The 13,017-nt window shown below is 64.3% G+C and carries 14 protein-coding genes and 2 pseudogenes; 10 read left to right on the forward strand and 6 right to left on the reverse strand.

What is annotated here, in order from left to right; all coding sequences use genetic code 11:
• The first annotated feature begins 131 nt into the window (after window positions 1-131).
• Entirely contained in the window at window positions 132-350 is a 219-nt protein-coding gene (locus tag ACFFP0_RS28760; protein WP_377265658.1) for a hypothetical protein, read from the forward strand.
• A gap of 43 nt (window positions 351-393) precedes the next feature.
• On the opposite strand, the gene ACFFP0_RS28765 is transcribed toward ACFFP0_RS28760, so the two are convergent.
• Window positions 394-1,611 carry an MFS transporter gene (locus ACFFP0_RS28765; RefSeq protein ID WP_377265659.1) on the reverse strand — a complete coding sequence of 406 codons (1,218 nt, stop codon included), beginning with the start codon at window positions 1,609-1,611 and terminating at the stop codon, window positions 394-396.
• 196 nt (window positions 1,612-1,807) lie between these two features.
• Window positions 1,808-1,975, reverse strand: coding sequence for a hypothetical protein (locus tag ACFFP0_RS28770; RefSeq protein ID WP_377265660.1), 168 nt, complete (start codon window positions 1,973-1,975; stop codon window positions 1,808-1,810).
• 144 nt (window positions 1,976-2,119) lie between these two features.
• Here ACFFP0_RS28770 and ACFFP0_RS28775 point away from each other — a divergent pair, with 144 nt between their 5' ends.
• The 3 genes from ACFFP0_RS28775 to ACFFP0_RS28785 all read left to right on the forward strand — a co-directional run bounded on the left by ACFFP0_RS28775 (window position 2,120) and on the right by ACFFP0_RS28785 (window position 5,165).
• Window positions 2,120-2,740, forward strand: a complete 621-nt coding sequence (locus ACFFP0_RS28775) for a TetR/AcrR family transcriptional regulator (RefSeq protein WP_377265661.1) — start codon at window positions 2,120-2,122, stop codon at window positions 2,738-2,740.
• A 32-nt stretch (window positions 2,741-2,772) separates the two neighbouring features.
• The gene (locus ACFFP0_RS28780) at window positions 2,773-3,981 is read left to right on the forward strand and encodes an MFS transporter (protein WP_377265662.1); all 1,209 of its coding nucleotides are present in this window, start codon (window positions 2,773-2,775) and stop codon (window positions 3,979-3,981) included.
• 116 nt (window positions 3,982-4,097) lie between these two features.
• A complete protein-coding gene (locus tag ACFFP0_RS28785; protein ID WP_377265663.1) occupies window positions 4,098-5,165 on the forward strand; it encodes an alpha/beta hydrolase family protein in 1,068 nt (355 codons plus the stop codon).
• Window positions 5,166-5,214: 49 nt separating this feature from the next.
• On the opposite strand, the gene ACFFP0_RS28790 is transcribed toward ACFFP0_RS28785, so the two are convergent.
• From ACFFP0_RS28790 to ACFFP0_RS28800, 3 genes are all read right to left on the reverse strand, one after another.
• Entirely contained in the window at window positions 5,215-5,715 is a 501-nt protein-coding gene (locus ACFFP0_RS28790; RefSeq protein ID WP_377265664.1) for a hypothetical protein, read from the reverse strand.
• Between the two features lie 224 nt (window positions 5,716-5,939).
• Window positions 5,940-6,458: a GNAT family N-acetyltransferase gene (locus tag ACFFP0_RS28795; protein ID WP_377265665.1), complete on the reverse strand. Its 519-nt coding sequence runs from the start codon at window positions 6,456-6,458 to the stop codon at window positions 5,940-5,942.
• A 22-nt stretch (window positions 6,459-6,480) separates the two neighbouring features.
• Window positions 6,481-7,056 carry a helix-turn-helix domain-containing protein gene (locus ACFFP0_RS28800; protein WP_377265666.1) on the reverse strand — a complete coding sequence of 192 codons (576 nt, stop codon included), beginning with the start codon at window positions 7,054-7,056 and terminating at the stop codon, window positions 6,481-6,483.
• Window positions 7,057-7,235: 179 nt separating this feature from the next.
• Between ACFFP0_RS28800 and ACFFP0_RS28805 the strand changes: the two genes are divergently transcribed.
• From ACFFP0_RS28805 to ACFFP0_RS28830, 6 genes and pseudogenes are all read left to right on the forward strand, one after another.
• Complete coding sequence (locus ACFFP0_RS28805) at window positions 7,236-8,501, forward strand: MFS transporter (RefSeq protein ID WP_377265667.1); 1,266 nt, start codon at window positions 7,236-7,238, stop codon at window positions 8,499-8,501.
• An 82-nt stretch (window positions 8,502-8,583) separates the two neighbouring features.
• Window positions 8,584-10,410, forward strand: coding sequence for a translation elongation factor 4 (gene lepA, locus ACFFP0_RS28810; RefSeq protein ID WP_377265668.1), 1,827 nt, complete (start codon window positions 8,584-8,586; stop codon window positions 10,408-10,410).
• Between the two features lie 221 nt (window positions 10,411-10,631).
• Window positions 10,632-10,880, forward strand: a complete 249-nt coding sequence (locus ACFFP0_RS28815) for a type II toxin-antitoxin system VapB family antitoxin (protein WP_377265669.1) — start codon at window positions 10,632-10,634, stop codon at window positions 10,878-10,880.
• Window positions 10,877-11,266: a type II toxin-antitoxin system VapC family toxin gene (locus ACFFP0_RS28820; protein WP_377265670.1), complete on the forward strand. Its 390-nt coding sequence runs from the start codon at window positions 10,877-10,879 to the stop codon at window positions 11,264-11,266. Before ACFFP0_RS28815 ends, ACFFP0_RS28820 begins: the two co-directional genes overlap by 4 nt.
• A 179-nt stretch (window positions 11,267-11,445) precedes the next feature.
• Window positions 11,446-11,673: pseudogene (locus ACFFP0_RS28825) on the forward strand (type II toxin-antitoxin system CcdA family antitoxin).
• Window positions 11,673-11,971, forward strand: a pseudogene (locus tag ACFFP0_RS28830) (CcdB family protein). Before ACFFP0_RS28825 ends, ACFFP0_RS28830 begins: the two co-directional pseudogenes overlap by 1 nt.
• Window positions 11,972-12,030: 59 nt before the next feature.
• Here the strand turns inward: ACFFP0_RS28830 and ACFFP0_RS28835 are convergent.
• Window positions 12,031-12,429, reverse strand: coding sequence for a RidA family protein (locus ACFFP0_RS28835; RefSeq protein WP_377265671.1), 399 nt, complete (start codon window positions 12,427-12,429; stop codon window positions 12,031-12,033).
• Between the last annotated feature and the right edge of the window lie 588 nt (window positions 12,430-13,017).

The following is a 13,017-nucleotide window of genomic DNA, read 5'->3' on the forward strand; positions in this document are numbered from 1 at the left end:
AACAAACCTGTCCAGCGGACGGAGAAGATTTAGCCGATCGGCGAAAATGCCGGTCAATAACCAACCGAACCCAAGGAAAAGCCGCCAGTTGGACGCGTTTTGCCCCTTGTGTTCTTTCATTGGAGAATGTCATGACCGCCACCAAGGACGAATTCTTCAATCCCACCAAGCTTTCCGCGCGGGACAAGGCAGCCGCAACCGATCATACGGCCAAGGCGATCATTGCTGCCGAGGCATCGGTGCGGGAAAAGAAAACCGAGCGGTTGCGGTCGCTTCGGCTGCAACGGGAAGCCGCCCAGCCTTCGCCGGACCAGGCGCCAAAGAGTCGCAAGGCCTCCTCGGGCCGCTGAACTGCAGAAAGCCGGCGTTTGCCGGCTTTTCTTTTGGCGGCGGTCACGCGGGCCTCAGCCTTTCCTCGCCCCGGCGCGGCAGCGGCGGAAAGGCGAGTGCGATCAGCACCGCCCCCAGCCCCACCAGTGCCGAGCCGATGAACAGCCAGTTGTAGCTGTTGAACTGGTCGAAGGCCCAGCCGCCCGCAAGCGGTCCGAAAGCCATGCCGATGCTGGACAGCATGGTTGCCGCCCCGAGGACCGTGCCGAGAATCCTCGGCGCGAAATATTCGCCCGCCAGCACCGCATAAAGCGGCATGACGCCGCCATAGGTGCCGCCGAAGATCACCGCGAGCGTGTAGAACCGGGTGAGGTCGCTCGCCATCGTATAGGCGGCGATGACGGCGGCCTGGATGAGCAGCCCGGCGATCAGCACCGGCTTGACGCCCAGCCTGTCGGCCAGCACGCCATAAAGGATGCGCCCGGCAAGGCCGGCGGCCCCTTCGACGCTGTAGATCGTCACCGCCGCCATGGGCGCGACGCCGCAGAACATGGCATAGCTCACCATGTGGAAGATCGGGCCGGAATGGGCCGCGCAGCAAGCGAAGAAGGTGAAGGCGAGCACCAGGAACTGCGGGGAACGGAGGATTTTCGACAACGGCATGCCCGCTCCGTCCGCCGCTCGCTCCGGCTGCCCGGAAGTCGCGGCGGCGGCGGCCGGGGGATTGCGCACCAGCAATGCCGTCGGCAGGAGCAGTATCCACGCGCCGACGCCGATCAGGAACATGGCCATGCGCCAGTCGTCATAGGCCGAGATCAGCCAGCGGGCGAAGGGCGAGATCGTCATCGGCGCCACGCCCATGCCGGCGGATACGAGCGAGACCGCGAGGCTGCGGTGCTCGTCGAACCAGGACATGGTCAGCGCAATCGTCGGCGCGAAGAAGGCGCTTGCGGAGAGGCCGATCAGGCAGCCGTAGACGACCTGGAAAAGGAACAGATTCTCCACCCGGCTCGCCACGACCAGCGCCAGCCCGAGCAGCACCGCGCCGGTCAGCACGACGACGCGGGCGCCGAAACGGTCGCTCGCGGCGCCCCAGAGAAAGCCCCCGAGCCCCATCGCGATGAAATTGAGGGTCATCGCGCTCGAAATGCCGGCATGCGACCAGCCCGTATTCCTGGCGATCGGCTCCAGGAAGATGGCGAGCGAAAACATCGTGCCGACGGCGACACAGCCCATCAGAGCGCCCGCGAAAACGATCACCCAACGATAATTGCCATTCATGTCCACTCCCCCATTTGCCAGAGGTTCGAATTGCGGATGCGCGGCGCATGTTCGCGGCGCCATCCCGAACCAAGGACGCGGGACCTGCCCCTCTCCCGACAGGCCCGGCGATTTTTTTCGAGACCGCTCCGACCCTACGGCAAAAAAAAGCCCCGCGCAGCGGCGGGACTTTTCGAAACCTCATCGCATCGGAACGTCAGTTGCCGGTGTTCGGGCGGTTCTTGCCGACATTGCTGTTGGTCGAGGCCGTCTTGCCGTCCGGCTCCTGGCCGTAATAGGTGCCGCCCAGATGGCCGCCGCCGCTGGTGTTCTCCACCTGCCGCTCGGCGCGTTTCACGGCTTCCTTCACGTCACTTTTGCTCATGTCCGCCTCCGGCTTTTCGGGTTGGTGACAGGGATCGAACCATTCCACGGCGGATATGTTCCGTTTTGATCGGTCTTTGCACTCTTGACTCGGTACAAGCATGCCTCTATTTGGAAACGATCGTTTCCAAAATCAGCCGACGCCATGAACATCGATACAGCACCCGATGATACGGGACGCCGCCTGGGGCGACCGCGCGAATTCGAGATCGAGGAGGCGCTCGACAAGGCGATCGTCGTCTTTTCCGAGCGCGGTTATCATGCCGCCTCCATCTCGGAACTCAAGGAGGCGATCGGCCTGACGGCCGGGAGCCTCTACAAGGCGTTCAGGGACAAGAAGGCGATCTTCCTCGCCGCCTTCGACCGCTACAAGCAGGTGCGCAACGCGCTGCTGGAACAGGAGCTTGTGCAAGGCGCCAGTGGCCGCGACAAGGTTTTCCGCATGCTGCGCTTCTATGCGGAAGCCTCGCATGGCGAAAGCGGGCGGCGCGGCTGCCTCGTGGTCGGCACGGCGACCGAGCTTGCGGTCTACGACGCGGAGGCCGCCGAGCGCGTCGGCCGCTCGATGGCGCGCAGCGAAGCCCTGTTCGCGGACCTGATCCGCGAAGGGCAGGCGGACGGCTCGATTCCGGAATCGATCGATCCCGCCACCACCGCCCGTCTCCTTTTTTCCGTCACCCAGGGCCTCCGCGTCCTGGGCAAGACCGGTTCGGACCGCGACCCGACCCTTTCGGTGGTGACTGCCGCCATGCGATTTCTCGCCTGATTTCCGTCTCCCTTTCTCCCAAGGAGCTTTTCATGACAAGCGATACTGCAACCATGGGGGCACATGCCCCCAGTTCGGCGATTTCCGCCGGCATGACCTTCGTGATGGCCGCAGCCTGCGGCCTGGTCGCCGCCAACCTCTATTATTCCCAGCCGCTTGCCGGACCGATCGCCGAATCCATCGGCCTGCCTGCCCATGCGACGGGCCTGATCGTGACGCTGACCCAGATCGGTTACGGCCTCGGCCTGCTGCTGATCGTGCCGCTCGGCGACCTTCTCGAAAACCGCCGCCTGATCGTGACGATGATCGCAGCCGCTACCCTGGCGCTCATCGCCGCCGGGCTGTCGACTTCGGTCGCGCCCTTCCTTGCCGCATCGCTCGCCATCGGAATCGCATCCACCGCCGTCCAGATGATCGTGCCCTTCGCGGCGAGCCTGGCGCCCGATGCCCATCGCGGCCGGGTGGTCGGCAATGTCATGAGCGGGCTGATGATCGGCATCATGATGGCGCGGCCGGTCGCCAGCTTCATTGCCCGCTTCTCCTCCTGGCACCTCGTCTTCTTCCTGTCGGCCGCCGTCATGGTCGTGCTCGGCTTCGTGCTCGCCGCGCGCCTGCCGAAGCGCATGCCGCAGACGAAACTTTCCTATTTCGCCCTCATCTCATCCATGGGCCGCCTTTTTACGACGCAGCCGGTGCTGCGCCGCCGCGCCTTCTACCAGGCCTGCCAGTTCGCGGCCTTCAGCCTGTTCTGGACGGTGACGCCGCTGGTTCTCGCCGGCCCGGCCTTCCAGCTCACCCAAGCCGGCATCGCCCTTTTTGCGCTGGTCGGCGTCGCGGGGGCGATCGCCTCGCCGATTGCCGGACGCCTCGCCGACCGCGACCTCGGCAGGCCCGCCACCATCTTCGGCATCGCGGCCGTGGCCATCGCCTTCCTGATGACCCATCTCGCACCGGAAGGCTCCACCGTCGCGCTCGCGCTGCTGACGCTCGCCGCGATCCTGCTCGACTTCGGCGTGACGATGACGCTCGTCATCAGCCAGCGGGCGATCTACGGCCTCGGCGCCGAACTTCGCAGCCGGCTCAACGGCCTCTTCATGGCGATCTTCTTCTGCGGCGGCGCGATCGGCTCGGCTGTCGGCGCATGGGCCTTCGCGGAGGGCGGCTGGCTTGCCGCCTCGACGATCGGGCTTTCGCTTCCCGTCGTCGCCCTCGCCTATTCGCTGACGGAAAGATGGTCCTGATACCGGCCTCGTCGCTAGATCACGTTCGAGGGCGTCCTTGAACGTGATCGAGGTCGAGAAGGCCTCCCGTTCCGCCCAGAAGTCCGGCCATCGCTTTCCAACCGATGGAGGTTCCCATGCGACGACCGACCCTAGCCCTTCTCGCTCTTCTTTCCGCAGGCATACCCGCCCTTGCCGACAATCACGTCGGGGTGCGGGAAATCCGCGTCGCCTCGCCAGAACGCGGCGCGGCGCTCGACGTCACGGTGTGGTATCCCTCGGAAGGCGACGGCGAGGCAACCGTCATCGGAGACAACAGGGTCTTTGAAGGCACGCCCGCTTCAAGGAACGCCACCATCGGCAAGGGGCGCTTTCCGCTCGTGCTGCTTTCCCACGGCTCCGGCTCGCGCGCGATAGGCATGGCCTGGATCGCGACGAAACTGGCCGAAGCGGGCTTCATCGTCGCCGGGCCGGACCATCCCGGCACGACGAGCGGCGATTCCACGCCTGCCGCCACGCCGAGGATATGGGAACGCACGCGGGACCTTTCGGCCATCGTCACCGCGCTTGCCGGGGACGGGCCATGGCAGGCATCGGTCGACAGGGAGCGCATCGGCGTCCTCGGCTTTTCGCTGGGAGGCAGCACGGCCATGGAACTTGCCGGCGCCCGCGCGGATCTCGATGCCTATGTGCGTTATTGCGAAAACTACGCGATGATGATGGATTGCCGCTGGTTCCGTGGCGGGCGCGGTTTCGTCAACGACGAACCGGTCACGGTCGAAAAGCTCGATCTCAGGACGATCGACCGGGGGCGTTTCGAACAGTCGAACCGCGATCCGCGCATCGTCTCGGCCGTCGTCGTCGATCCCGGCCTCGCGATGGCTTTCCAGCCGGAAAGCCTGAAGAGCATCGACATCCCGCTCACCGTCATCAACCTCGGCAGCGCGGGCAAGATTCCGGTCGCGGTGCTGGCGGACAGGCTGGCCGGGCAGGTCCCGGGGTCGGCCTATGCCCAGGTGGACGATTCCGATCATTTCAGCTTCCTGCCCGTGTGTCGGCAGGGGGCTGCGGACTTCCTGAAATCGGTCGGGGAAAGCGATCCCATCTGCGAAGAGGACGGGCTCCGGTTGCGGGCCGATATCCATGAACAGCTCGCCGGCCTCATACGGCAGGCCTTCGAGCGCACGCTCAAATCCGGCCACTGAACTGCCGGATGCGCCGGTGCCGGGCTACCCTGGGGCCGGCAACCGGCCCCTATTTCGCCGGCTCGGGAATGCCGGAAAGGGTCGCACCATCCCTGGCGCGGCTCGTCAGGTGGTGGAAGGCCCCGTCGCGGAATTCGAAGAAATGCGCGCCCTTCCCGCCTTCCTCGTTCAGCACGCCGGAAAACACGATCAGCCGGCTGTCCTTCCTGAAATAGAAGGGCTCCCCCTCGCCCCAGCAGCAGACGGAATAAGGCAGCCATGCGATCTTGCCGGTTCTCGCATCGATCACGGCACCGCCCAGACATTCCGCCCCGCAGCCCCATGTGGCGAGGATATAATGGCCTGCGAAATTGACCGGCTGTTTCCCTGCCGTCCGAAGACGCGTGGCGAAATTCCGCTCGTCTTCCGTCGAAAGCTTCACCGGCGCGTTCGGGCCGGCATAGACCTTTTCCGGAAAGGCCGCGAATTTCGGCACGTCCTCCGCGGCCACGGAAGCTACAAGCCCGAGCCAGAAACCAGCCAGCAATCCGAAGACATGAAATCCAGACATCACCCCCTCCAGACGAGGGAAATTATCGCCCTTCATCGGGATCGCGCAAGCCGGCGCCCCATCTCCGGTTTCCACGGGCCGGACAGCCGACGGCATCGTGGCTCGCAAGCGGGAATATCCCCAGCCCGCCAACACAAGGCCGATGCCGCTCTCGACCGTCCGGACGGCGTTCCGGAAGCGCCAGCATGAAAAGCGGGTCGGTCCGATTGACGGAAATATGAAGCCTATGCCACCCGCTTGTAGAACAGCGTCGTGCCGCAGAAACCGCCTTGCGGCCAGAGGGCATAATCCGGGATGACGCCGACGCGCTCCCAGCCGAAACGGGGATAGATCTTTTCCGCGTCGCTGCCGGTGGCCGTGTCGAGCACGAGAAGCGTGCGGCCACGGCGGGCGGCCTCCGCCTCCACGGCCTCCATCAGCTTGCGCGACAGGCCGAGGCCGCGCGCCGAGCGATGCACGAGAAGCTTCATCAGGTCGCCGCGATGTGGCTGGTTCGGTTTCGACGCCAGCCCCACCTGCACGGTGCCGACCACCTTCCCCTCCACCTCCGCCACCGCGAGGACGACGCCGCCCTTTTCCACCGCGTCGGCGATCTCGCGCCAGTAGCCGACGGCGTCGCCGGGCGCGAAGGGCAGCATGAAGCCCACCGAGGCGCCGCCGTTGACGCAGTCGGACAGAATTTCGCAGAGATCGGCAAGCGCGGCGCGGGCTTCTTCGGCGGTGATGATGCGGATGGTCGTCATGGGTGTTTCTTTCGGTCGGGGTTCAGCGGCCACGGTCGAGGACGACCGCATAACGGGCCGGCCTGTCGGACGGATTGTGGAAATCGAAGGCGTCGCCGATATCCATGTAGAGGCAGTCGCCGGGGTGGAGCGTGTATGTGACGCCCTCGAAAACCATTTCCAGCACGCCTTCGAACAACCAGACATGCTGGGTCATCACCCGGCTTTCGGCGCGCGGCGGGAAGCTGACCCGCGCATGCGGCGGAAAGTCCACCTCGACGATATCGACCCGGCTCGGCGTGGCCGGCGGCGAGACGGAGCGGCGGATATAGCCGGTATGGGGATCGCGCCACAGCCTCTGGTCCGCCCTGCGGCTGAGCGGCGAGGCCGCCGGCTCGTCGTCGGCGAAGAAGGCCGACAGCGAAAGCCCCAGTGCTTCCGAGAGCCTGGCGAGCAGCGCCGCCGTGGGGCTCGCCTCGGCCCGCTCGATGCGCGAGATCATCGCCCGGCTGACGCCCGAACGGGTGGCGAGTTCGTCCAGCGTCAGCCCGGAGCGGGTGCGCAGGCTCCTCAGCCGTTCGCTGATGGCGTTCCCGATGTTCTGTCCCGTCGTTTCCATGTTCCGAGAATTACATTCCCTTATGATGGAATCAAGCGCCGCCATGATGGATCGATGAAATTTAGCCGACGATGGCGTTTCCGCGATAGCACGCGCCGCCATCGATCGGCTATGGAGCAGCATCGGGCGCGAACCGGCCGCCGGCCGGCGCGGCCAGCCCTCTTTTCGGAGAAGACGACATGCACGGCCGGACATTGGAAACGGCTTCGCCCTTTTCGATCGCCAGCATCATCGTCTCCATGACGATCGCCGCGATCGGCAGCGGCATCATGGCGACATACGTGCCCTTCGTGCTCACCGGGACCGGCGCCTCCTGGGCGGCGAGCGTCGCGGTGCCGGCGCTCGCCTTCGGCGGGCTGATCGGCTGCGTCGTCGGCGGGCCGCTGATCCGGCGGGTCGGCCATGCCCGGCTCTTCGCCTGCTCGATGGCGATGGTGATCATCGCGGCCGTGCTCGTGGCGGCGGACCTGCCGCCGGTCTGGTGGGTCCTCGCCCGCGGCATCTACGGCGCGGCTTCGAACGTCAATTTCATCATCGCGCAGAGCTGGCTCAACCACGCCGCCTCCAACGAATGGCGCGGCCGGGCCATGTCCTTCTTCTACATGGCCTTCATCCTGGGGCTCGGCGCCGGCGCCCTGCTGTTCGGCCAGATCCCTTCCGGCGGAAACCTGGCGCCGCTCGTCGTCATCTTCGTCACGGCGTTCTCCATCCTGCCGATCGGGCTCACCCGCCTGCCGAATCCGCCGCCGCCGGCCAGCGTCAGCGTCGACGTGAGGATGGCCTGGCGCATCTCGCCGGTCGGCCTCGTCGGGGTGCTCGCGTCGGGCGGGCTTTCCATGGTCGTGCAGGGCTTCACCCCCATCTATGCGGCCACCAACCAGGTTCCCCGGGGGGATATCGCGCTCATGATGTTCGTCATGCAGACCGGGCTTCTCTTCGTGCAATATCCGCTCGGCATGCTTTCCGACCGCATCGACCGGCGCTACGTGCTGCTGATCACCTGCGCCATCATCGTCGCGGCGGGCGTTGCGGCACTGTTCGTCTCGTTTTCGACCATCGTCGTGCTGATGATCGTCTTCCTCATCTTCGGCGGCTCGATCGAGACCGTCTACTCGGTCGCCAACGCGCATGCCAACGACCGCGCCGACCCCGGCGACTTCGTGCCGCTCTCCTCGACCCTGCTCGTCGCCTGGTCGACCGCCGCGACCATCGTGCCGCTCGGCATCACGCTTCTGGCGCCCGTCTTCGGCCAGCATACCTTCATCTACGCCATCATCCTGGTGGCGATCGCCTATGCGGCCTACGTGATCTGGCGCCTCAGGGAACGCGAGGCCGTGCCCACCGGCGAGCGCGAGAATTTCGGCATCCGCAGCGCCCAGATGCCGAACGCCTCGGTCCTCACCGATCCGGCCAGCGACCCCGCCAGCAACAAGGGTGCGAAATAGGCCGGAAAACCGGGCCTTATCCTCAACGAAAGGTTATCTTTCCGCTTTGCGGCAGGGATTCGCGCTGCTATATGCGCGATCCATGAGCACCAATTCCTCCCGCGTGGCCCTTGACCATATCCGCAACTTCTCGATCGTGGCGCATATCGACCACGGCAAGTCGACGCTCGCCGACCGGCTGATCCAGTCGACCGGCGGCCTTGCCGAGCGCGAGATGTCGGAACAGGTGCTGGACTCGATGGATATCGAGCGCGAGCGCGGCATCACCATCAAGGCCCAGACCGTTCGCCTTCACTACAAGGCGCAGAACGGCGAGACCTATATCCTGAACCTCATCGACACGCCCGGACATGTCGACTTCGCCTACGAGGTCTCGCGGTCGCTCTCGGCCTGCGAAGGTTCGCTGCTCGTCGTCGACGCGTCCCAGGGCGTCGAGGCCCAGACGCTCGCCAACGTCTACCAGGCGATCGACAACAACCACGAGCTCGTCACCGTTCTCAACAAGATCGACCTGCCGGCGGCCGAGCCCGACCGCATCAAGGAGCAGATCGAGGAAGTGATCGGCATCGACGCCTCCGACGCCGTGCTGATCTCCGCGAAGACGGGCCTCGGCATTCCCGACGTGCTGGAGGCGATCGTCCACAAGCTGCCGGCGCCGAAAAGCACGGAGGGCGAAAAGGGACCGCTGAAGGCGCTGCTGGTCGACAGCTGGTACGACACCTATCTCGGCGTCATGGTCCTGGTGCGCATCATCGACGGCGTGCTGACCAAGGGCCAGACCATCCGCATGATGGGCACGGACGCCAAGTACACCGTCGAGCGCGTCGGCGTGCTGACCCCGAAGATGGTCAATGTCGACAGCCTCGGCCCCGGCGAGATCGGCTTCATCACCGCCTCGATCAAGGAAGTGGCCGATACCCGCGTCGGCGACACGATCACCGAGGACAAGCGACCGACCGCGCAGGCGCTGCCGGGCTTCAAGCCGGCCCAGCCGGTGGTCTTCTGCGGCCTCTTCCCGGTCGATGCGGCCGATTTCGAGGATCTGCGCGCCGCCATGGGCAAGCTGCGCCTCAACGACGCATCCTTCTCCTTCGAGATGGAATCGTCCGCCGCGCTCGGCTTCGGCTTCCGCTGCGGCTTCCTCGGCCTGCTGCATCTCGAAATCATCCAGGAGCGGCTGGAGCGCGAATTCAACCTCGATCTCGTCGCGACCGCCCCCTCCGTCGTCTACCAGATGACGCTGACCGACGGCACCGAACGCGAGCTGCACAACCCGGCCGACATGCCGGACGTGGTCAAGATCGACGAGATTCGCGAACCGTGGATCAAGGCGACGATCATGACGCCGGACGAATATCTCGGCGGCATCCTGAAGCTCTGCCAGGACCGCCGCGGCATCCAGACCGAACTCACCTATGTGGGCAGCCGCGCGATGATCACCTACGAACTGCCGCTCAACGAAGTGGTCTTCGATTTCTACGACCGGCTGAAATCGATCTCCAAGGGCTACGCCTCCTTCGACTACACGATCATGGATTACCGCGCGGGCGACCTCGTGAAGATGTCGATCCTCGTCAACGGCGACCCGGTCGATGCGCTGTCCATGCTCGTCCACCGCACGGCCGCCGACCGGCGCGGCCGCGGCATGGTGGAGAAGCTGAAGGAACTCATCCCGCCGCACATGTTCCAGATCCCGATCCAGGCGGCGATCGGCGGCAAGGTGATCGCCCGCGAGACGGTGCGGGCACTGCGCAAGGACGTGACGGCCAAGTGCTACGGCGGCGACGCCACCCGCAAGCGCAAGCTTCTGGAAAAGCAGAAGGAAGGCAAGAAGCGCATGCGGCAGTTCGGCAAGGTGGAAATCCCGCAGGAAGCGTTTATTGCGGCGCTGAAGATGACGGACGAGTGAGGTTCAGGGCCTTACTACCTCCGCCCTCCTGCTTGGGGCCGTTGCTGACTTGATTACCCTTCAACCTGCAACATTCGGAGCCGCCGGGCGGTCGCGGATATCATCCAATTCATAACGCCAGTCCGAGGTCTTTTTGATACGGCACAGTCACTTGGACGGTGTGACGCGATGGAGTAGAATGGTAGAAAGTTAGCCGATCAGGTAGAATGGAGTCTCCCTGTATGAGTCTCAATGTGAAGGACCCCGAAGCGCATCGCCTTGCCCGGGCAATCGCCCATGCGACCGGGCAGAGTATGAGCCGTGTCGTGACCGATGCTCTGCGTGAGCGGTATGCGCAAATTGAAAAACGGAGAGGCAGGGCCTCTGTCGAAGAGCTTCTGGCGATAGCCGACAGGGCCGCAGCCCACCTGAAGCGGCCTTATGCCGATCACGCCGATCTCCTTTATGACGAGGGCGGCCTGCCGAAATGATTATCGATACATCCGCCATGGTGGCGATCCTTTACGGTGAGCCGGAGGCCGCCGCCTTCACGCGACTGATCCACGATTCCGCAATCAGCCGGATCAGCGTGGCGAATTATGTGGAACTGTCCATGGTGATCGAAAAGCAGCTCGGGCCGGAAGGCATGAGGCAGGCCGATGCCTTCTTCCGCCGTGCGGCGATCGACATCGAGCCCGTGACCGTCGAGCAGGGCCATCTGGCCCGACAGGCATTCCTCGATTTCGGGAAGGGCAGGAACAAAGCTGGACTGAATTTCGGCGACTGCTTCGCCTACGCTCTCGCCCGGGATTTCGACGAGCCGCTGCTGTTCAAGGGCAACGACTTCACCGAGACGGACATCCGTTCGGCCACATGACATTCGGCCAGGAATGACGGGTAAAGCGGTCCTGCCGAGCGCTTCGCGACCAGCGGCGGCTATATCAACCGTCGGTGCCTGAAAGCAGCCTGTCTGGAATCGGCCCCAAAGCGGCCTTTGCATCCTCACTTGCGATTTTCTCGCGCGCGCATAAGATTTGCGTACCATTGGAGGCACTCATGTCCACCGTCCGCAAAGCTGCCAGTCTTTCGCTTGATGCGTCGCTTCTGTCGGAAGCGCAGGAGCTGAAGCTCGACGTCAGCCGCGCGGCCGAGGATGGCCTTGCCCGCGCCGTCGAAGCCGAAAAGGAACGGCTTTGGAGGATCGAGAACGCGTAAGCGATCCGCGCCGAGAACGAGTATATCGAAAAGCACGGCCTGCCTCTGGCAAAATACCGGCAATTCTGATGGCCCGCTTCGAAGTCTTTCGCTCGAAGGACGGCCCATTCCTGTTGCTCGACCTTCAATCCCACCTTCTGGATGTTCTGAGAACCCGCGTCGTCGTTCCTCTTTATCCGGTCGCGAATATGTCCTGGTCGATGAACAGATTGAACCCGCGTTTCGAAATCGAAAATACACCTATGTGATGGCGACGCAGCGGTTGGCGACCGTGGAACTAAACGGGATAGGTCCGCTTGTTACCGGCCTGTCCGCCCATGCGGATGTCATCACTGCCGCCACCGATTTCCTGTTCCAGGGTTTTTGAGGCGCGGAGCAGCAGGGTGGCGGCGCAGCAAGGTGGCGGGCGGCCGCCCCCTTTTTCAGTCACGCGCCCTGCGGAATCCGTGCGATCACCTTGATCTCGAAATCGAAGCCGGCCAGCCAGTTGACGCCGACGGCGGTCCAGTTGGGGTAAGGTTTCTTGGTAAACGTGGCGTCCTTCACGGCAAGAACCGTCTCGAACTGCTTTTCGGGATCGGTGTGGAAGGAGGTCACGTCGATGATGTCGTCGAAGGTGCAGCCGGCGGCCTTCAGCACCGCTTCGAGATTGGCGAAGGCAAGTTCGACCTGCTTCCTGAAATCCGGCTCGGGCGAACCATCCTCGCGGCTGCCGACCTGGCCCGAGACGAACAGCAAATCCCCCGACCGGATCGCGGCGGAATATTTGTTGATCTCGTAGAGAGCCTGCCGGCCGGCGGGAAAGATCGCATCGCGTCTGCTCATTGTTTTCTCCTGTTGGATGGCGCGGGCCGGCCGGCCGGTCGAAACCGTGCACCGCCCGCATCTAAACTGCCCCTGATCGGGAACGTTCCTTGCATACGTCCCGTAGGTGAACGGTTATATGGCATACGATACGTATGTCAATTCACATACGTATCGTATGCAAATTAATGCTCCCGATGCGGGGATGGATTTCATCCAGGAAACCGGCAGAAGGCCTGTGAAACGGCGTGTTCGAGCAGCCCTGGCGACCGCGGGAAAAAATTTCCGCTTCCCTTTTTTCCCCGCCTCCTCACCCCATGCCTACAATCTGCCTGTCCCGCTCTCGGATACACCAGGAGGCGTTCTGGCGAGGCGGGGTCGGCGCGGGGTGTGAGGGGAAGACGCAGAACCTCATCCTCCGGGTCCGCGGAAAATGGTCTCCCTCCGGCGACGTGGGGGCGGGTGAGACGCGGTCGGACCGGTGTCTCGTTTCGCTTCCTTGCATTGTGCGCCGGGCGTGCCTGTGAGGCATTGGAGGGTGACGGGACAGCGCCATGCGGCGTCCGGGGGTTTTTCCTGAAAGCCCGGCCGCGCGGCGCAGGTGGAAGA

Source organism: Neorhizobium puerariae (assembly GCF_042429745.1).
In the GTDB taxonomy this organism is placed as follows: domain Bacteria; phylum Pseudomonadota; class Alphaproteobacteria; order Rhizobiales; family Rhizobiaceae; genus Neorhizobium; species Neorhizobium puerariae.